The 18,029-nt window shown below is 64.0% G+C and carries 18 protein-coding genes; 6 read left to right on the top strand and 12 right to left on the bottom strand.

Annotated features, from left to right (window positions below):
* Positions 1–12: 12 nt before the first annotated feature.
* Together C7C56_RS20415 and C7C56_RS20410 are read right to left on the bottom strand one after the other, a co-directional pair.
* Positions 13–441, bottom strand: coding sequence for a type II toxin-antitoxin system VapC family toxin (locus C7C56_RS20415; RefSeq protein WP_106759204.1), 429 nt, complete (start codon positions 439–441; stop codon positions 13–15).
* Positions 438–677 carry a FitA-like ribbon-helix-helix domain-containing protein gene (locus C7C56_RS20410; protein WP_106759203.1) on the bottom strand — a complete coding sequence of 80 codons (240 nt, stop codon included), beginning with the start codon at positions 675–677 and terminating at the stop codon, positions 438–440. The genes C7C56_RS20415 and C7C56_RS20410 overlap by 4 nt, the downstream gene beginning before the upstream one ends.
* A gap of 351 nt (positions 678–1,028) precedes the next feature.
* Here C7C56_RS20410 and purL point away from each other — a divergent pair, with 351 nt between their 5' ends.
* Positions 1,029–5,087 carry a phosphoribosylformylglycinamidine synthase gene (purL, locus tag C7C56_RS20405; protein WP_106759202.1) on the top strand — a complete coding sequence of 1,353 codons (4,059 nt, stop codon included), beginning with the start codon at positions 1,029–1,031 and terminating at the stop codon, positions 5,085–5,087.
* A 50-nt stretch (positions 5,088–5,137) separates the two neighbouring features.
* Here purL and C7C56_RS20400 read toward each other — a convergent pair whose 3' ends face one another.
* Both C7C56_RS20400 and C7C56_RS20395 read right to left on the bottom strand, forming a co-directional pair.
* The gene (locus tag C7C56_RS20400) at positions 5,138–5,485 is read right to left on the bottom strand and encodes a type II toxin-antitoxin system ChpB family toxin (RefSeq protein ID WP_106759201.1); all 348 of its coding nucleotides are present in this window, start codon (positions 5,483–5,485) and stop codon (positions 5,138–5,140) included.
* Complete coding sequence (locus tag C7C56_RS20395) at positions 5,479–5,730, bottom strand: AbrB/MazE/SpoVT family DNA-binding domain-containing protein (protein WP_106759200.1); 252 nt, start codon at positions 5,728–5,730, stop codon at positions 5,479–5,481. The genes C7C56_RS20400 and C7C56_RS20395 overlap by 7 nt, the downstream gene beginning before the upstream one ends.
* A 263-nt stretch (positions 5,731–5,993) precedes the next feature.
* Between C7C56_RS20395 and C7C56_RS20390 the strand changes: the two genes are divergently transcribed.
* Positions 5,994–6,461, top strand: a complete 468-nt coding sequence (locus C7C56_RS20390; RefSeq protein WP_106759199.1) for a GNAT family N-acetyltransferase — start codon at positions 5,994–5,996, stop codon at positions 6,459–6,461.
* 51 nt (positions 6,462–6,512) lie between these two features.
* On the opposite strand, the gene C7C56_RS20385 is transcribed toward C7C56_RS20390, so the two are convergent.
* Positions 6,513–7,424 carry a LysR family transcriptional regulator gene (locus tag C7C56_RS20385; RefSeq protein WP_106759198.1) on the bottom strand — a complete coding sequence of 304 codons (912 nt, stop codon included), beginning with the start codon at positions 7,422–7,424 and terminating at the stop codon, positions 6,513–6,515.
* Positions 7,425–7,605: 181 nt separating this feature from the next.
* Here C7C56_RS20385 and C7C56_RS20380 point away from each other — a divergent pair, with 181 nt between their 5' ends.
* A complete protein-coding gene (locus C7C56_RS20380) occupies positions 7,606–9,024 on the top strand; it encodes an MFS transporter (protein ID WP_106759197.1) in 1,419 nt (472 codons plus the stop codon).
* Positions 9,025–9,139: 115 nt separating this feature from the next.
* On the opposite strand, the gene C7C56_RS29430 is transcribed toward C7C56_RS20380, so the two are convergent.
* Positions 9,140–9,286, bottom strand: a complete 147-nt coding sequence (locus C7C56_RS29430; protein ID WP_219933201.1) for a hypothetical protein — start codon at positions 9,284–9,286, stop codon at positions 9,140–9,142.
* A gap of 56 nt (positions 9,287–9,342) precedes the next feature.
* On the opposite strand from C7C56_RS29430, the gene C7C56_RS20375 reads away from it, so the two are divergent.
* On the top strand, positions 9,343–10,071 hold the full coding sequence (locus C7C56_RS20375; RefSeq protein ID WP_307719069.1) for an alginate export family protein: 729 nt from the start codon (positions 9,343–9,345) through the stop codon (positions 10,069–10,071).
* A 74-nt stretch (positions 10,072–10,145) separates the two neighbouring features.
* On the opposite strand, the gene C7C56_RS20370 is transcribed toward C7C56_RS20375, so the two are convergent.
* From C7C56_RS20370 to C7C56_RS20345, 6 genes are all read right to left on the bottom strand, one after another.
* Positions 10,146–10,910, bottom strand: coding sequence for a peptidylprolyl isomerase (locus C7C56_RS20370; RefSeq protein ID WP_441295176.1), 765 nt, complete (start codon positions 10,908–10,910; stop codon positions 10,146–10,148).
* A 109-nt stretch (positions 10,911–11,019) separates the two neighbouring features.
* Entirely contained in the window at positions 11,020–11,814 is a 795-nt protein-coding gene (locus C7C56_RS20365) for a peptidylprolyl isomerase (RefSeq protein ID WP_106759195.1), read from the bottom strand.
* A 100-nt stretch (positions 11,815–11,914) separates the two neighbouring features.
* Complete coding sequence (locus C7C56_RS20360; protein ID WP_106759194.1) at positions 11,915–12,193, bottom strand: BolA family protein; 279 nt, start codon at positions 12,191–12,193, stop codon at positions 11,915–11,917.
* Positions 12,190–12,837: a septation protein A gene (locus tag C7C56_RS20355; RefSeq protein WP_106759193.1), complete on the bottom strand. Its 648-nt coding sequence runs from the start codon at positions 12,835–12,837 to the stop codon at positions 12,190–12,192. The genes C7C56_RS20360 and C7C56_RS20355 overlap by 4 nt, the downstream gene beginning before the upstream one ends.
* 56 nt (positions 12,838–12,893) lie before the next feature.
* The gene (gene msrB, locus C7C56_RS20350; protein ID WP_106759192.1) at positions 12,894–13,301 is read right to left on the bottom strand and encodes a peptide-methionine (R)-S-oxide reductase MsrB; all 408 of its coding nucleotides are present in this window, start codon (positions 13,299–13,301) and stop codon (positions 12,894–12,896) included.
* A gap of 16 nt (positions 13,302–13,317) precedes the next feature.
* Positions 13,318–14,835 (bottom strand): protein adenylyltransferase SelO, encoded by a 1,518-nt coding sequence (locus C7C56_RS20345; protein WP_106759214.1) that lies wholly within the window; start codon positions 14,833–14,835, stop codon positions 13,318–13,320.
* Between the two features lie 169 nt (positions 14,836–15,004).
* Between C7C56_RS20345 and C7C56_RS20340 the strand changes: the two genes are divergently transcribed.
* A complete protein-coding gene (locus C7C56_RS20340) occupies positions 15,005–16,657 on the top strand; it encodes a 3-(methylthio)propionyl-CoA ligase (RefSeq protein ID WP_106759191.1) in 1,653 nt (550 codons plus the stop codon).
* 110 nt (positions 16,658–16,767) lie between these two features.
* Complete coding sequence (locus C7C56_RS20335) at positions 16,768–18,006, top strand: branched-chain amino acid ABC transporter substrate-binding protein (RefSeq protein ID WP_229458889.1); 1,239 nt, start codon at positions 16,768–16,770, stop codon at positions 18,004–18,006.
* Positions 18,007–18,029: the final 23 nt, after the last annotated feature.

Below are 18,029 nucleotides of genomic sequence, written 5' to 3'. Positions count from 1 at the left end.
AGCCTACGGAAATCAGCCTGCCCGCCATGCCCAAGGGTTAACGACAGTCACGCCAGCAGCTTCAAAAGGCGACGTGTCACGCGTGGCGACTGTGTAACCATGTGTCGCCGCTATTTCCGCGATATAGCCATCGGTGGGCGCAATGGCCTTGCCAGAGGAGCGCGCACGGGCACGCAGCGCAGCATAAGCGCGCGACGAAGGGTCATCGAATGACAGGATGCGTACCGCGAACAGGGGCAAGACGCGCCGGTCAAGACTGGAATGAAGTGTGTCCCTCCGTTTGCCCGCAGGCAGTACAGCGACACCAAAACGCAGTTCCGCAAGACTGATTGTCGAAAGGTACAAGGTTTCGATGATCTGTGCGTCGATCCAGGCAAGCACGTTCAAATCGCCCGCGCTTTTCAGCGGCTCAGAAACAACGTTTGTATCAAGCAAAATCATTCCAATCCCACCGGCTCGGTGGGCGTTTTATCGCGTTCGATCTCAAGATCGACGCCACCCACTTCGCGGCCAGTTTCGGCCAGCAGGGAACCGAGCTTGACGCGGCTCTCGGGTCGAACGGCGTTTTCGAGGATTGCCCGGATTTCGGCTCCAGTACTGAGGCCATGTTTTGCTGCACGCGCGCGCAAAGCGCGGTGCGTTTCATCGGGTAAATTGCGGATAGTGACGGATGCCATTGATCTCACCGTTTAACTTTAACGCCAGTGATTGCACGATACCATAATTGATATCAATTCGTATCCGGCGCAGGGCAGGACAAACGCGAACGGATGGCCTGATCTTCGCCACTTTCAGTTGCATCACTTTCTTGCCAGCGACTTGTAGTGTTCAAGGCGCATTGCGGTTCTGTGAGGACTCCTGACTGCCAAGTCTGTTTCAGGTCGAAGGGCATCCCACAGGCAAGCTTGAGAGGGTGCGACGCGGTATAATACCGGCCTATAGGAAGTCCGCATCACGCTTCGCATGACACTTACATCGCCATTTTCATCTCTAACCCGCAGCCACGCTGCATCAACCCCCTCCCAATCATGTTGATTCTGCCGGGTTCCAATGCCCTCTCCGCCTTCCGCAAACACCGCCTCCTGAGGCAACTGCAAGCCGTCGCCCCGGCGATCGCCTCGGTGCAAGCGCGCTTCACCCATTTCATCGATGCGAAAGCGGCGCTGTCGACCGACGACGCGAGCCGCCTGGCCGCGATGCTGGTCTACGGCGAACCGGCCGAAGCGGCATCGACCGAGGGCGTGGCCGAGGAATTCGTGGTCATCCCGCGCTTCGGCACGATTTCGCCGTGGGCCTCGAAGGCGACCGACATCGCCCACAACTGCGGCATGGCGCACATCGCGCGCATCGAGCGCGGCATCGCCTACACGGTGCGGCTCAAGACCGGCCTGCTGGGCAGCAGCATCGGCGCGGCAAAGGGCCTGGGCGCGGAGGCGTCAAAGGCCGTCGCGGCGCTGCTGCACGACCGCATGACCGAGAGCGTGCTGCGCGACGCCGGCGAGGCGGCCAACCTGTTCGGCGAGCTTGAAGCCAAGCCGTTCGAGTCGATCGACGTGCTCGGCGCCGGCAAGGGCGCGCTCGAAAAAGCCAACACCGACCTCGGCCTGGCCATGTCGGACGACGAGATCGACTATCTGCTGGCAGCCTTCACCAGCGCCAAGCGCAACCCGACCGACGTCGAACTGATGATGTTCGCGCAGGCCAACAGCGAGCATTGCCGCCACAAGATCTTCAACGCCGACTGGATCGTCGACGGCGAGGCGCAGCAAAAATCGCTGTTCCAGATGATCAAAAACACCCACCAGCTGCAGCCGAAGGGCACCATCGTCGCCTACAGCGACAACTCGTCGATCATGGAGGGGGCCACCGTCACGCGCTTCTACCCGCGCGGTTCAAGCCACGAATACGGCACCTCGGTCGAGCTGACCCACACCCTGATGAAGGTCGAGACCCACAACCACCCGACCGCGATCGCCCCGTATCCGGGCGCCTCGACCGGCGCCGGCGGCGAGATCCGCGACGAGGGCGCGACCGGCCGCGGCGCCAAGCCAAAGGCCGGCCTGACCGGCTTCACGGTCTCGAACCTGATGATCCCGGACGCGGTCCAGCCATGGGAAAACGCGGCCAGCGTGACCGCGCCGTTGGCGCAGCGCGCGCCGGCCGGCGTCGGCGTGTATGGCAAGCCCGACCGCATCGCCTCGCCGCTGCAGATCATGATCGAAGGCCCGATCGGCGGCGCCGCGTTCTCGAACGAATTCGGACGCCCGGTGCTGGGCGGCTTCTTCCGCACCTACGAGCAGAACGTGGGCCGCCTGAGCGCCGGCATGGCCGACACCGTGTACGGCTACCACAAACCGATCATGATCGCCGGCGGCATCGGCAACATCGCCGACCAGCACACCCACAAGAACGAGATCCCGGTCGGCAGCCTGCTGATCCAACTGGGCGGTCCCGGCATGCGCATCGGCATGGGCGGCAGCGCCGCCTCGTCGATGGCGACCGGCACCAACACGGCCGACCTCGATTTCGACTCGGTCCAGCGCGGCAACGCCGAGATGGAGCGGCGCGCACAGGAAGTCATCAACGCGTGCTGGCAGATGGGCGCCGACAATCCGATCATCTCGATCCACGACGTGGGCGCGGGCGGTTTGTCGAACGCCTTCCCCGAAATCACCAACGACGCCGGCCGCGGCGCCATCTTCGACCTGCGCAAGGTGCCGCTCGAAGAAAGCGGCATGGCCCCGAAAGAAATCTGGAGCAACGAGTCGCAGGAGCGCTATGTGCTGGCGATCGCGCCGGCCGACCTGGACCTGTTCCGCGCCCTGTGCGAGCGCGAGCGCTGCCCGTTCGCCGCCGTCGGCGTGGCTACCGAGGAGCGCCAGCTCAAGCTGGTCGACCCGCAGCTGGGCAACTCGCCGGTCGACATGCCGATGGACGTCCTGCTCGGCAAGCCGCCCAAGATGCTGCGCGACGTGTGCCACGTGCACAACGAATTCCCCGCGCTCGACCTGACCGGGCTCGATCTGGCCGACGTCGCCCAGCGCGTGCTGCTGCTGCCGACCGTGGCCGACAAGTCCTTCCTGATCACCATTGGCGACCGCAGCGTGGGCGGCACCACCGTGCGCGACCAGATGGTCGGCCCGTGGCAGGTGCCGGTGGCCGACTGCGCCGTCACGGCGATGAGCTTCGAAGGCTACCTCGGCGAGGCCATGGCCATGGGCGAGCGCACGCCGCTGGCGGTGATCAACGCCGCCGCCTCGGGCCGCATGGCCGTGGGCGAGGCGATCACCAACATCGCCGCCGCCCCGATCCTTGACATCTCCGACATCAAGCTGTCGGCCAACTGGATGGCCGCCTGCGGCCAGCCGGGCCAGGACGCGGCCCTGTTCGACACCGTCAAGGCGGTCGGCATGGAACTGTGCCCGGCGCTGGGCATCAGCATCCCGGTCGGCAAAGACTCGCTGTCGATGCGCACCACCTGGCGCGACGAGAAAGAGGGCGAGGCCAAGGCCATCACCTCGCCGGTGTCGCTGATCGTGTCGTCGTTCGCGCCCGTTACCGATGTGCGCCGCGTGCTCACGCCGCAAATCAAGAGCGACGCCGGCGACACCGTCATGATCCTGGTCGACCTCGGCCGCGGCAAGAACCGCATGGGCGCCTCGGCGCTGTCTTTGGTGACCCAGCAGCTCGGCAACGAGACGCCGGACGTCGACAGCGCGGACGATCTCAAGGCCTTCTTCGCGGCGATCCAGCAGCTCAACGTGGATGCCAAGCTGCTCGCCTACCACGACCGCTCCGATGGTGGCCTGTTCGCCACGCTGTGCGAAATGGCGTTTGCCGGCCGCAGCGGCCTGACGATCAACCTCGACATCCTCGCGCTCGAGAGCGAGCACGCGGCCGACTGGGGCGACGCCAAAAACTGGGCCGGCCAGGTGCCGGAGCGGCGCAACGAGCTGACCCTGCGCGCGCTGTTCAACGAGGAACTCGGGGCCGTGATCCAGGTCCGCGCCGACGACAAGACGGCCGTCATGAACGTGCTGCGCGCGCACAACCTGGGCGCCTGCAGCCACATCATCGGCAAGCCGAACGAGCGCGGCGTGATCGAACTGACGCGCGACGCCAAGGTGATCTACAGCGCCCAGCGCAGCGCGCTGCACCGCCTGTGGAGCGAGACGAGCTGGCGCATCGCGCGCCTGCGCGACAACCCGGCCTGCGCCGACGCCGAATACGACCGCCTGCTCGACGAGACCGATCCCGGCATGACACCGGTGCTCACGTTCGAACCGTCCGAGAACGTGGCCGCGCCATTCCTGGCCACCGGCGTGCGTCCGCGCGTGGCGATCCTGCGCGAGCAGGGCGTCAACTCGCATGTCGAAACCGCGTGGGTGATGCACCAGGCCGGCTTTGCGGCGGTCGACGTGCACATGAGCGACCTGATCGCCGGGCGCGTGCGGCTTGACGACTTCCAGGGCGTGATCGCTGTGGGCGGCTTCTCCTACGGCGACGTGCTCGGCGCTGGCGAGGGCTGGGCCAAGACCATTTTGTTCAACACCAAGCTGGCCGACCAGTTCGCGCGCTTCTTCGCGCGCGGCGACACCTTTGGCCTGGGCATCTGCAATGGTTGCCAGATGATGAGCAACTTGAAGTCGATGATCCCCGGCGCGCAGGCATGGCCCAAGTTCACGCGCAACAAGTCCGAGCAGTTCGAAGGCCGCTTCGCGATGGTCGAGGTGCTTGAGTCGCCGTCGATCTTCTTCAGCGGCATGGCCGGCACCCAGACCGCGATCGCGATCGCGCATGGCGAAGGCTTTGCCGACTTCTCGCAGACGGGCGACATCGACGCCGCCGTCAAGGCGATGCGCTTCGTCGACAATCGCGGCGCGGCCACCGAAGCGTATCCGTTCAATCCGAACGGCTCGCCCGGCGGCCTGACCTCGGTCACCACGTCGGACGGCCGCTTCACGGTCTTGATGCCGCACGCCGAACGCGTGTTCCGCTCGGTGCAGCAGTCGTGGCACCCGGAATCATGGGGCGAGGATTCGCCTTGGATGCGGATGTTCAGGAACGCACGCAAGTTCGTCGGTTGATAAAAAGCCGCGGTTCGCGAGGGCCGCGGCTTTTTTGTTTCCTCAGCCTCTCAGTCGGTAATTGCACGGAGACGTGCGAGCGCATCTTCGACAACGAATTCTGGGACTGTTTCAACCCGCTTCGCCTTGCGCGCCTCAAGGTCCATCATACGAACTTGATTTACCAGCGCAACGCCTTGCGTCTTGGTTCCCGATCCAGTTAGCGATGCGGCGAAACCAGCATGCCGCGCAAAGTCGCCTCCTTGCGTAATCGGTGCAACGAGCACAAGACCCAAGGCATTAAACACGCTGGTGGAAAGCACCAGCGCGGCACGCGTGCCTTTTTGTTCGTGGCCTTCGCTGGGATCAAGATCAACCAATATGATGTCGCCGCGTCCAAATTTCAGCCGCCTTACCATGCTTCACGGCCCACCGGCTTGGCCTTACTCCACACCGCCATGTCCGCAGGTTCCGGCGCGCTGCTGTCGCACATAGCGACCAGGTCATTGAGCGAAAATGTTGGACGCTTAGCCTTTAACAGTACACCACCCGCACGAACATCGACGGTCAGCTTGTCGCCCAGCCCAACTTTGAGCATCCCCAGCAGTTCAGTTGGCAAACGCACTGCTGCACTGTTACCCCATTTTTGAACTGACAATTCCATAAAGCCTCCCGATGTTGATACATTGTAGATCCATGTCAGCGCCAATGTCCACCGCGTTGTTTAAACATTGTATCTACTTGCATTTCACGCCTCACAGGCTAAGGTGCCAGCACTGCGCCTTCCGCCGTGCCACGCCAGCGCGTATGATTCGCCAAGTCCATTTCGAGAGGTGTCAGTCAAACGGAGCGCGTTTTGAAGAAAAAACGCACACAAGCTCGTCGACTAAGTGTAGTCACCCGCAATAAACTAAAAGGAGGGATTGAATGGAAGTGCGTGAGCTTTTGGAGGCCGACGTTGAGCTTGTCTGTCGGCACCGTGAGGAAATGTTTCGTGATGCTGGCCGAAGCGAGGAGGTTTTGCAGGCCATGACGCAGCATTTCCGCGACTGGTTGCGGCCGCATCTCCGTGATCGCACTTATTTTGGTTTTGTCGCTTGCGAAAACGGTCAGCCGATCGCCGGCATTGGCTTGATGCTTATCGATTGGCCCCCGCATCCCTCGCACCCCACATCGGACAAGCGCGGCTATGTGCTCAATGTATACGTCGAACCCGAACACAGGCGGCGTGGCTTGGCGCGCGAACTAATGCGGCTGGCAGACTTGGAGTTTGCAAAGAGAGGCGTCCATTTCGCCATTCTCCACGCGACGGAGAAGGGGCGCGGAATGTACGCAGGCCTGGGCTGGAGTGGTACTACGGAAATGTCGAAGGCCGTTCCCGCAGTTCCCATCTGATCACAATTCGCCGATCGCGATTGGTCTTTTAAGGAACGCGCGAAGGCTCATTTAATCGGCCGCCGATTCGGTCCGGCCCGCGCAGGTCTCGTACACGAGGCCGCGCAGCCAGCGATGCGCGGGATCGGCATCCATGCGCGGGTGCCACAGCATCGAGACCGTGAATTCGGGCACCTCGACCGGTAGGGCGAAACTGTGCATCCCCGCGCGCAGGTTCCGGGTGTGGCGTTCGGGGACGCTTGCGACCAGCTCGGAGCCGCGCGCCAGCGCCAGCGCCGCCCCAAAGCCGGCCACCAGCGTTTCCACCTCGCGCTCCAATCCGAACTTCTGCAACGCGTCGTCGATCGGGCCCCTGTCGATTCCCTGCCTTGAGACGCCGATGTGGCGGCCCGCCGCATAGCGCGCCGGGGTGATCTCGCCCTGGGTCAGCGCGTGCCCCATTCGTACCACCCCGATAAAGCGATCCCGGAACAGGGCGCGCGTGCGCACCTCGGGACCGGTCGCCCCGCCCACCACGCCCGTCTCGAGGTCGACGCTTCCGTCGCGCAGGGCCGCGCTCTCCTTGTTTGATTTCTCGACGAAGCACAGGCGCACGCCCGGCGCCTGCGTGCCGACACGGGCGATCAGCGCGGCGCCGAAGTTTTCGACAAAACCTTCGCGGGTGCGCAGCGTGAAGGTCCTGGCCAGCCGCGCCAGATCGAGCTGCGCGGCAGGGCGCAGCACCGCCGTCGCATCCTGCACCAACTGGCCGACCAGCGCGCGCAGTTCCAGCGCGCGCGGCGTAGGCACCAGACCACGTCCGGCGCGCACCAGCAACGGGTCGCCGGTCGTTTCGCGCAGGCGCGCCAGCGCGCGGCTCATCGCCGAGGGACTAAGCCGAAGGCGCCGCGCCGCGCGCGCCACGCTGCCTTCGGCCAGCAAGGCGTCGAGCGTGATCAGCAAATTGAGATCTGGGATGGACATGGCGCGATGTTAGCGCAGATTGGCTGATACCTGGCGTCAGACGCATGAATAAAGTGCAAACGCTGCGTCTTTCGCCATGCCATGCCACCGCGCATGATTCGCCATGCCCATTCCGGGCGCAGCCAAACAAACGGAGTGTATTTTGAAGCAAAACATTGTGGAACCAGCCATCGGAGGCGGAATGGCGCAAGGCGCGGTTTCGGTCCGCGGGGCCTTGGCGAGCCTGTCGCTGTCGGTCCTGTTGTCATCGTTGGGCAGCAGTATCGCCAACGTCGGCTTGCCGACGCTGGCGCAAGCGTTTGGCGCCAGCTTCCAGCAGGTGCAGTGGGTCGTGCTCGCCTATCTGCTTGCGATCACCGCCCTGATCGTGAGCGCGGGGCGCCTTGGCGACCTGACCGGACGCCGCCGGCTGCTGCTGGCGGGGATCGCCGTGTTCACCCTGGCCTCGGCGCTGTGCGGCCTTGCGCCCACGCTCTGGCTGCTGGTCGCGGCCCGCGCGCTGCAGGGCCTTGGCGCGGCCGTCATGCTGGCACTCACGCTCGCGTTCATCGGCGGGACTGTCCCCAAAGAGAGGACGGGCAGGGCCATGGGACTGCTCGGAACGATGTCCGCGATCGGCACCGCGCTCGGACCTTCGCTCGGGGGCGCGCTGATCGCCCTCTTCGGATGGCGCGCGCTGTTCCTGGCGGGCGTGCCGCTCGGCGTATTGGCGTTCGTGCTCGCGCTGCGCTTTCTGCCGGCCGACCGCCAGGCTCCAAGGCAAAATCGGCCCGGTTTCGACCATCTCGGCACCTTGCTGTTGTCCCTCACGCTGGCCGCCTACGCGCTTGCCATGACGCTGGGGCGGGACGGCTTCGGCACGCTCAATCTGGCGCTGCTGCTTGCCGCCCTGGCCGGCGCCGGCCTCTTTGTTTTCGCCGAGGGCCGTGTCGCGTCCCCGCTGATCCGGCTGGCGGCGTTGCGCGACCCGGCACTCAGCGCCAGCCTCGCAATGAGCGCGCTCGTCTCGACGGTGTTGATGGCGACGTTGGTGGTCGGCCCGTTCTATCTGGCGCGCGCCTTCGGGCTAAGCGCGGTGCAAGTTGGCCTGGTGCTGTCGATCGGCCCTGCCGCGGCCGCGATGAGCGGGGTGCCCGCCGGCCGTCTTTCGGACCGCTTCGGCGCGCAAGGGATGACCTTTTTCGGACTCGCCGGCATTGCGGCCGGTTGCCTCGCACTGGCCATGCTGCCGGCGGCGCTGGGCATTGCCGGCTACGTGGCACCGATCGTGGTCATCACTGTCGGCTATGCGCTGTTCCAGACGGCGAACAACAGCGCCGTCATGGCCGACGTCACGCCCGACCAGCGTGGCGTCATCTCCGGCCTGCTCAACTTGTCGCGCAATCTCGGGCTTGTCACGGGCGCGTCGGTGATGGGGGCCGTGTTCGCCTACGGCGCGGGCGCCACCAACGTCATGACGGCGCGCCCCGAAGCGGCGGCGGCGGGCATGCGCATCACTTTCATCGTCGCCGCCGCGTTGATCTTCGCCGCCCTTTGCATCGGGCGAATGGGGCAAGCGGCTCAACATCAGCAAAGGAGGAACCAGCATGGCGTCAAATAGACGGTGGCTGATCGGGGCCGGTGCGCTCGGCCTGCTGGTCTTGCCCAATCCAGCACTTGCACAAACCTTTAGCGGCGAGGCCCGCTTGCGCTGGGATGGCCACAACAATGCGCGCTCACAGATCGGGAACGACTACCAGCAGGTCCTGTTTCGCGGCGTCCTTGGCGCCGACTGGGAGCCCGATCCACGCCTGCGCCTGTTCGGCCAGGTCGCCACCGGACAGGTGGACCGGGGCCGCGGCGGCGCGGCCGCCAATTTCCAAAACGGCGCGTCGCTCCAGCAGTTGCTGGTCGAGGTGCGCAGCAATGCCGGCGGGGCCTGGCTCGGCGCGATCATGGCAGCGGGCTCAACGTCAGCCTCGCCGTTTCGCCCGGCCTGCAGCTCGAGCCGTTCTGGATCCACAGCCAAAACCCGGGCTTGCGTTCGGGCGGCAGGGTCGGCCCGGACCTGCGCGACACCGTCGGCGTGCGCCTGTCGTGGCGCCAGGGGGACGTGCGCTTCGACTGGACGCTGGCGCATCAGCGGGGCAGGGGGCTGCAGCGCGAGGCCAACGCCTGGGGCCTGTTCGCGGTGCAGAGCATGGCCCTGTCCGAGCACGCCTGGAAGCCGCGCCTGACGTCCCACATCGACCTCGCCACCGGCGGCGCCTATGGCAACCCCACGTTCAAGGGCTTCAACCAGTTGTATGCGAGCTGCGGCTATCTGGGCGAGGGACAATTCCTCAGCCTGAGCAATCTGATCATGGTGGCGCCCGGGGTCGCCGTCACGCCAACGCCACGGACGACGCTTGCGCTCGAATATGGCTTCGCACGGCGGCTCAGCGCGCGCGATGCTGCCTATGCGGGCGCAATGCGGCCGTACGCCGGCACGCAGCACCTTCCGGGGCGCGCCATTGGCGGCCTGCTGCGCGTGTCCGGCTCATGGTCGGCCAGCAGGCAGGCGACCTTGTTCGCCAATCTCGAACACTTCACGGCCGGCCAGTTGTTGCGGCGCGCGCGGCTCGGTTCGGCCAGTTATGTCCATGTGGGCGCGGCATGGCGCTACTAATACGCGGCGCCCCGCCGGAGCGCGACGAAAAAAAACGCCCCGTCGGAGGCGTTTTTTTGGGAGAGGTCATCAACTTACTTGATCACCGCTTTTTTGACTAAACTGTCGCGATATTCCTGCACCTTGCGCCGCCTGGCCACTTCGGCCAACTGTTGCTTGAGGATCTCGTACTTGGGCGCGGGGCGGGTTTCCTCGAGCTTGATCACGTGGAAACCGTGCCGGGACTTGACCGGTGTTTCGGTGTAGCTGCCGTTTTTGAGGGCGGTCATCGGGCCCGAGAATTCGGGCACCAGCTTGCCGGGCAGGTTCCAGCCGAGGTCGCCGCCGTTGTTGGCCGAGCCGTCCTTCGACTGCTTCGCCAGCTCCTCGAATTTGCCGCCCAGTTTGAGCTTGGCGATGATCGCCTTGGCCTCGTCTTCGGTTGCCACGAGGATGTGGCGGGCGCGGTACTCCTTGTCGCCCATCGCGGCGATGTACTTGTCGTACTCGACCTTGATTTCGGCGTCGGTCACCGGGTTCTTACCGATGTACTTGGCGAGAAAGGCACTGATGATGATGCTCTGACGGGCGTTCTCGACGGCATCACGGACATCGCTGCGCAGGCCATAGCCTTGCTTGTCCGCCTCCTGGCGCATCACTTCAAGCGCGATCAGCTTCTTTTGGACCTCTTCGCGCAACTGGGGCGATTCGATCGTGTTGGCGGCGGCGGCTTCCGACTTGGCGTACATGTCGACCCTGGCCTTGAGGATGGGCTTGCCATTGACCGTGACCGCTGTTTGCGCGAAGGCTGGGACGGCGACGGCGGCGAGCATGGCGAGCAAGACGTGAACAGGCTTCATGTTCAGTTCCTATAAAAACAATGGCGGATCCCTTAAGGGAGGCAAACTGCCGGCCGCACACTACTGGCCCGCAAAGAAAAACGCCCGCCGGAAGGGGCGGGCGTCAGATTTAGAACATCTGGATCTTGGCTTTTTTCATCAGCGACTCTTGGAACTTCTGCACTTTAAGCTGCTGCACTTGGTCGCTCAGTTGCGGCTTGAGTTCTTCGAGGGTAGGCATTTTGAACGGGCGCACGTCGTCGAGTTTGATGACGTGGAAGCTGTTCGGGGAGGTCTGCACCGGGTTTTCGGTCACTTGGCCCTTTTGCAGCGCGGTGAAGCCGCTGATGAACTCCTTAGGCAGGCCCGATGGGGTCACCCAGCCGAGATCGCCGCCGCTTTGCGCGCTGCGCACGTCCTTCGAGGACTTGGCCAGTTCCTCGAACTTGGCACCGGTCTTGATCTTGGCGATCATGGACTTCGCTTCGGCTTCGGTCTCGGTTGCGATATGACGGACGTGGTATTCCTTTTCACCGGCTTGCAGCTTGGCGGCATCGTAGGCGGCCTTCAGTTCTGCGGCGGTCGGCGGGTTTTTGTCGCTGTAGTCGCGCATCATGGCGCCGACGACGATGTTTTGACGGTATTTTTCGATCTGCTGCTTGATGATGGCATCGCGCTCGAAACCCTTGGCCACGGCTTCTTGCATCATCACTTCACGCATGACGAGGTCTTTCTTGACGGCCTCGCGCAATTGCGGCGAGTCCGGCTCCTGACCTTGGCTCTGGGCGATGGCCAGCTTGACCGCTGGTTCGACGCGCGACGATGGTACCGGCTTGCCATTGACGATTGCGAGGTTCTGCGCGAACACGGGCATTGCGGACACGGCGAGCAGGGCTAACAGTAAACGGGCTGGCTTGAAGGTCATGTTTGATTCCTGTATGGGGAAAGTTACTTGGACGTACGAATTTTCTGCTTGTTACGATTGTCGATCAGGTTTCTTAAGGGTGGCTGAAACAGACGCCCGATCAGAGCTCCGACGGCGCCACCGCGGTGATTGCGAGAGCATGTATTTCGCTGTGCATCATATCGTGCACGGAATCATACACGAGTCGATGTCGCATGACGAGTCTGAGCCCCTCAAATCGGGCGGAAACAATCTTGAGTCGGTAGTGCCCGCCACCGGAGGCGGCCCCGGCGTGTCCGGCGTGCAAGGCCGATTCGTCCGTCAGCTCGAGCACCGAGGGCGCCAGCGCCGAAGTCAGCAGGGCGCGGATGCGCTCCGGGCGGTTGGCCGGCGCGCTCATGCCTTTTCCTCTTTTTTATCGTCTTCCTCGAGATACTTTGACAGGAACAGCATCTGCACCACGGCAAAGGCGAAGAACAGGCCGGTCATGCCAAACAGCTTGAAGTTGACCCAGGCGTTGTCGTTGTCCTTGAAAATGACGAAGCCGACCACGAGGTTGAGGATCCCCATGAAAAAGAAAAACGACATCCAGGCCAGGCCCACGCGGTGCCAGACGGGATCGGGCAGCTTGATGGTCGCTTCCATGGTCTTGCGCATGAGGTTCTTGCCAAAGCCGAATTGGGCGATGGCGAGCGCCAGCGCGAACACCCAGTACAGGATGGTCGGCTTGGCCTTGATGAAGTTCTCGTTGTGGAAATAGATCGTCAAGCCACCGAACACGACGATGATGATGCACGACACCCACAGCATGGCGTCGATCTTGCGCCCGCGCAGTTTGACGTAGGCGAGCTGGATCAGCGAGGCCGGGATCACGACCGCCGTGGCCAGGATGATCGGCCCCTGCTTGACGGCGATGGCGCCGCCGTTGATCAGCATGCTCAGGTATTGCGTGACGATCGCGTGCGCGGCCGCCGGATCGCTGTTTCCAAGCCGGAAGACGATGAAAAACAAGAGGATTGGAAAGAGGTCAAACAGGATTTTCATGGGGGATTCAGTCGTGGGTCGGTCGTCAGGGTCGGTTGTAAGGGGCAGTCGTCGATTTATGCGGGGTCGAAGCGCAGCGAGGCCGAATTGATGCAATAGCGCAGGCCGGTCGGCGGCGGGCCGTCCGGGAACACGTGGCCGAGGTGGGCGTCGCAAACCGCGCAGATGATCTCGGTGCGGACCATGCCGTGGGCGCGGTCGGTTTTCTCGATCACGTTGGCCGGGTCCAGCGCCTTGAAATAGCTCGGCCAGCCGCAGCCGGAATCGAACTTGGCGTCGGAGGCGAACAGGGGCGTGTTGCAGCAGACGCAGGTGTAGATGCCGTGCCCGTGGTGGTCCCAGTATTTGCCCGTGAAGGCGCGCTCGGTGGCCGCGTGGCGGGTGACCTCGTATTCCATCGGGTCGAGCATGGCACGCCACTCGGCGTCGGTCTTTCTGACGCTCTTGCTAATTTTGTCGCTCATGGCTTAACGCTTTCTATCAAGATGAACAGCTCACTTCGAGATGGCTGGCCCAGTCGGGCGGCAGCGCCGCGTAGGCGGCGTTTTCGGGTTGCTCGTCGAAGGGGCGCTCGAGCACGGCCAGCAATTTGTCGATTTCCGAGAAATCCTTGTGCTGCGCCTTGTCGATGGCGACCTGCGCCAGGTAGTTGCGCAGCACGTATTTTGGGTTGACCCGGTCCATCGCCGGCGCGCGCTCGGCGTCGACGCTGTGTTCGCGGCGCAGGCGCGCGCGGTAGGTTGCGGCCCAGGCGTCGAACGCCTCGCGCGCGATGAACTGGTCGCGCAGCGGCGCGTCGAGCGCGGGCAGGTCCGACTCGGGCGCGTCGACCCGCAGGCGGGCAAGGCCGCGGAAGAACAGGGTGAAGTCGACGTGGTTGTCGTGCATTATTTTGAACATCGCATCGAACAGGATGGTGTCATTTTCTTCGATCGTGCTTAAGCCGAGCTTAGCGTGCAGCAGTTCGTCGGTCTTGCGGGCGAACGCGTCCTGGTAGACGTCGAGCGCGTCCTGCGCATCCTCGACCGCGCCGATCAGCGGCAGCAGCGCCTGGCCCAGCGCGTAGCAGTTCCAGTGCCCGACCTGCGGCTGGTTGGCGTACGAATAGCGGCCCTGCTGGTCGGTGTGGTTGCAGATGTGGTTGGCGTCGAAGGCCTCCATGAAGCCGAACGGGCCGTAGTCGAGCGTCAGGCCGAGGATCGACATGTTGTCGGTGTTCATCACCCCATGCATGAAGCCGACCGCCTGCCACTGGGCGATCATGCGCGCCGTGCGGCGCGTCACTTCGGCCAGCAGTTCCTTGTAAGGGTTCGGCGCGTCCTTCAGTTCGGGGTAGAAATTGGCGATCACGTAGTCGGCCAGGATGCGCAGTTGCTCGGGCTTGTCGCGGTAGAACCAGTGCTCGAACGAGCCGAAACGCACGAAGCTCGGCGCCATGCGCGTGACCACGGCCGAGGTTTCGACGGTTTCGCGCATCACGCCCTTGTCGGAGCCGGTGATGACGAGCGCGCGGGTGGTCGGGATGCCAAGCGCGGCGATGGCTTCGGAACACAGGTATTCGCGGATCGACGAGCGCAGCACGGCGCGGCCGTCGCCCATGCGCGAATACGGCGTCAGGCCGGCGCCCTTGAGCTGCAATTCGATCGGCGCGCCGCCCGGCCCGGGCAGGGCGCCGAGCAGGATGGCGCGGCCGTCGCCGAGCTGGCCGGCCCAGACCCCGAACTGGTGGCCCGAATACACGGCCGCCAGCGGCTGGGCGCGCGCGGGCACCGCGTTGCCGGTGAAGACGGCGACGAAGTCGTCGGCGGCCAGGGCACGCGCGTCGAGTCCGACGAGCGCGGCCGCCTTCGCGCTCGCGGCCACGAAATACGGGGCGGGCAGGGGCGTGGGCATCAGGCGCGTGTGGAAGTCGGGCGGCAGCGCGGCGAATGAATTGTCGAGTGGCAGGTCGTCGGCGGTGATGGCGGTTCCAGTGCTTTGGTGGGGGGATGGCGTGATTTTACCGCACCGGGCAAGGCATGCCCGCCGCGTGTCCAAATTCTATCGTATGCGGTGGTCCCGACTGGCGCATTTGCCAAAGTTGTGCAGCGCAACATCGAAACCTATAGCTGTTTTAGCACGGTCGTGCCAAACTGAAGCCCCACTGCCACGCAGCACAGGAGAGTTGATGACGTCGTACCCGATGAGTCCGTTGATGGGCCAGATGATGAGCCAGCCCTTGCTCATCTCGAGCATTATCGAATTCGCAGCACGGCATTATGGCGGCACCGAAATCGTCTCGCGCCGGGTCGAGGGCGACCTCCACCGCTACACCTACCGCGACTGCCACCAGCGCTCGCGCCGCATGGCCCATGCGCTCGGCGGGCTCGGCGTGGCGATGGGCGAGCGTGTCGCCACGCTGGCCTGGAACGGCTACCGCCACATGGAACTCTACTACGCGGTGTCGGGCTCGGGTTTGGTGCTGCACACGCTCAATCCGCGCCTGCATCCCGAACAGATCGCCTACATCGTCAACCACGCCGAAGACCAGGTGTTGTTCTTCGACCTCACTTTCCTGCCGATCATCGAAGCGATCAGCGCCCATTGCAAGACGGTCAAGGCCTTCGTGCTCATGGCCGACCGCGAGCGCATGCCGCAGGAAACCAAGATCGCCAAGCTGCTGTGCTACGAGGACCTGATCGCGTCGAGTTCGGACGACTACGCCTGGCCCGTGTTCGACGAGAACTCGGCCGCTTCGCTGTGCTACACCTCGGGCACCACCGGCAACCCGAAGGGCGCGCTGTACTCGCACCGCTCGACCGTGCTGCACGCCTACGGCTCGGCGATGCCGAACGCGCTCAACGTGTCCTCGCGCGACACCGTGCTGCCGGTGGTGCCGATGTTCCACGTCAACGCCTGGGGCCTGCCGTACTCGGTGCTGCTGTCGGGCGCCAAGATGGTGTACCCGGGCGCCGCGCTCGACGGCAAGTCGCTGTACGAATTGTTCGAGTCCGAGCGCGTGACGTTCTCGGCCGGCGTGCCGACCGTCTGGCTCGGCCTGGTCAACCACGCGCTGCAAAACGACCTTAAATTCTCCACCTTCCGGCGCACCGTGATCGGCGGCTCGGCCTGCCCGCCGGCCATGATGGACACGTTCATCGACAAGCTCGGCGTCGAGGTCATCCACGCCTGGGGCATGACCGAAATGTCGCCGCTGGGCACTGCCGGGGTGCTGCAGTCCAAGCATCTCGACTTGCCCGTCGAGGCGCAGCGCAAGGTGTTGCAAAAGCAGGGCCATTGCGTGTACGGGGTCGACATGAAGATCGTCGACGACGCCGGCGTCGAGCTTGAATGGGACGGCAGCACCTACGGCCACCTGCTGGTCAAGGGGCCGTGGGTCATCTCGGGCTACTACAAGAACGAGGGCGGCGACGTGCTGCAGGACGGCTGGTTCCCGACCGGCGACGTGGCCACCATCGACCCGGACGGCTACATGCAGATCACAGACCGCAGCAAGGACGTGATCAAGTCGGGCGGCGAATGGATCGGCACGATCGACATCGAAAGCATCGCGATGGCGCATCCGGCCGTGCTGCAGGCCGCCTGCATCGGCGTGGCCCACCCGAAATGGGCCGAGCGGCCCTTGCTGCTGGTGGTCAGGCGCCCCGGCCACGAGGTGGCGGCGGCCGCGCTGCTCGACTTTTTCGAGGGCAAGATCGCCAAGTGGTGGACGCCCGACGACGTCGTGTTCATCGAGGCCCTGCCGCTTGGCGGCACCGGCAAGATACAAAAGAACAAGCTGCGTGAACAATTTAAGGATTACAAGTTGCCAACGGTTTGACGCCGGGGCAAGTTTGATGGGCAGCGCGCGCTGCGACGACAAGGGCAACCAGACCCGCTTTGGTGCAATACCAACATAACTATACATAAAAGATAGGATGGAGACACATGATCAACTCATTACGCCCCTTGACCCTGGCAGTATCGATGGCGCTGCTGGCCACCCCGTTCGCCGCGCAGGCCGAGAACGTCAGGATCGCGTTCATCGATCCGCTGTCCGGGCCGTTCGCGCCGGTCGGCCAGAACCAGCTCAAAAGCTTCCAGATGATCGCCGATATCGCCAATAAGAAAAAATGGGCGGGCGAGCACACGCTCGAGGTGGTCGGCTTCGACAACAAGGGCAGTCCGCAGGAGTCGCTGACCCAACTCAAGGCCGTGATCGACCAGGGCTACCGTTACATCACCCAGGGCAGCGGCTCGGGCGCGGGCCTGGCCCTGCTCGACCAGATCAACAAGCACAACGACCGCAATCCGGGCAAGGAGATCGTCTACCTGAACTACGCGGCGATCGACCCGGACATGACCAACAGCAAGTGCAGCTTCTGGCATTTCCGCTTCGACGCCCATTCCGATATGAAGATGGAGGCGCTGACGACCTACATGGCGGGCCTCAAGGACATCAAAAAGGTCTACATCATCGGCCAGAACTACGCCTTCGGCCAGTCGGTCAGCAAGTCGGGCAAGGCCTACCTCAAGCGCAAGCGTCCCGACATCGAGATCGTCGGCGACGACCTGCACCCGATCGGCCAGGTCAAGGACTTCTCGCCGTACATCGCCAAGATCAAGGCCTCGGGCGCCGACACGGTAATCACCGGCAACTGGGGCTCCGACCTCGCGCTGCTGATCCGCGCCGCCAAGGACGCCGACCTCAAGGCCGACTTCTACACCTACTACGCGGTCACCACGGGCGTGCCGACCGCGGTCGGCGCCGCCGGCGAGGGCCGCGTCAAGATCGTCGGCAACTGGACCGTCAACGACGGCTTGCGCGGGCGCGACATCGTCGACGCCTTCAAGCTCAAGTACAAGGACGACTACTACACGGCGCAGACCCACAGCGCGCTGGGCATGCTGGCCAACGCGATGAAGGCGGCCAAGTCGACCGATCCGGTCAAGGTGGCGTTCGCGCTCGAAGGCGCGAAATTCCAGAGCCTCAACGGCGGCGTGATGATGCAAAAGGTCGACCACCAGCTGCAGCAGTCGCTGTTCATCGCGACCTGGAGCAAAAAGGACGGCAAGAGCGTCGTGTACGACCAGGAGAACACCGGTTACGGCTGGAAGATCGACAAGAAGATCGACGCCTACGTGGCGGGCCAGCCGACCTCGTGCCAGATGAAACGCCCGAGCGCATAAGACCGAGCCCAACCACCGGACGT

The organism is Massilia glaciei (genome assembly GCF_003011895.2).
GTDB lineage: Bacteria > Pseudomonadota > Gammaproteobacteria > Burkholderiales > Burkholderiaceae_D > Telluria_A > Telluria_A glaciei.
This window is presented reverse-complemented; position numbering and strand designations above follow the sequence as displayed.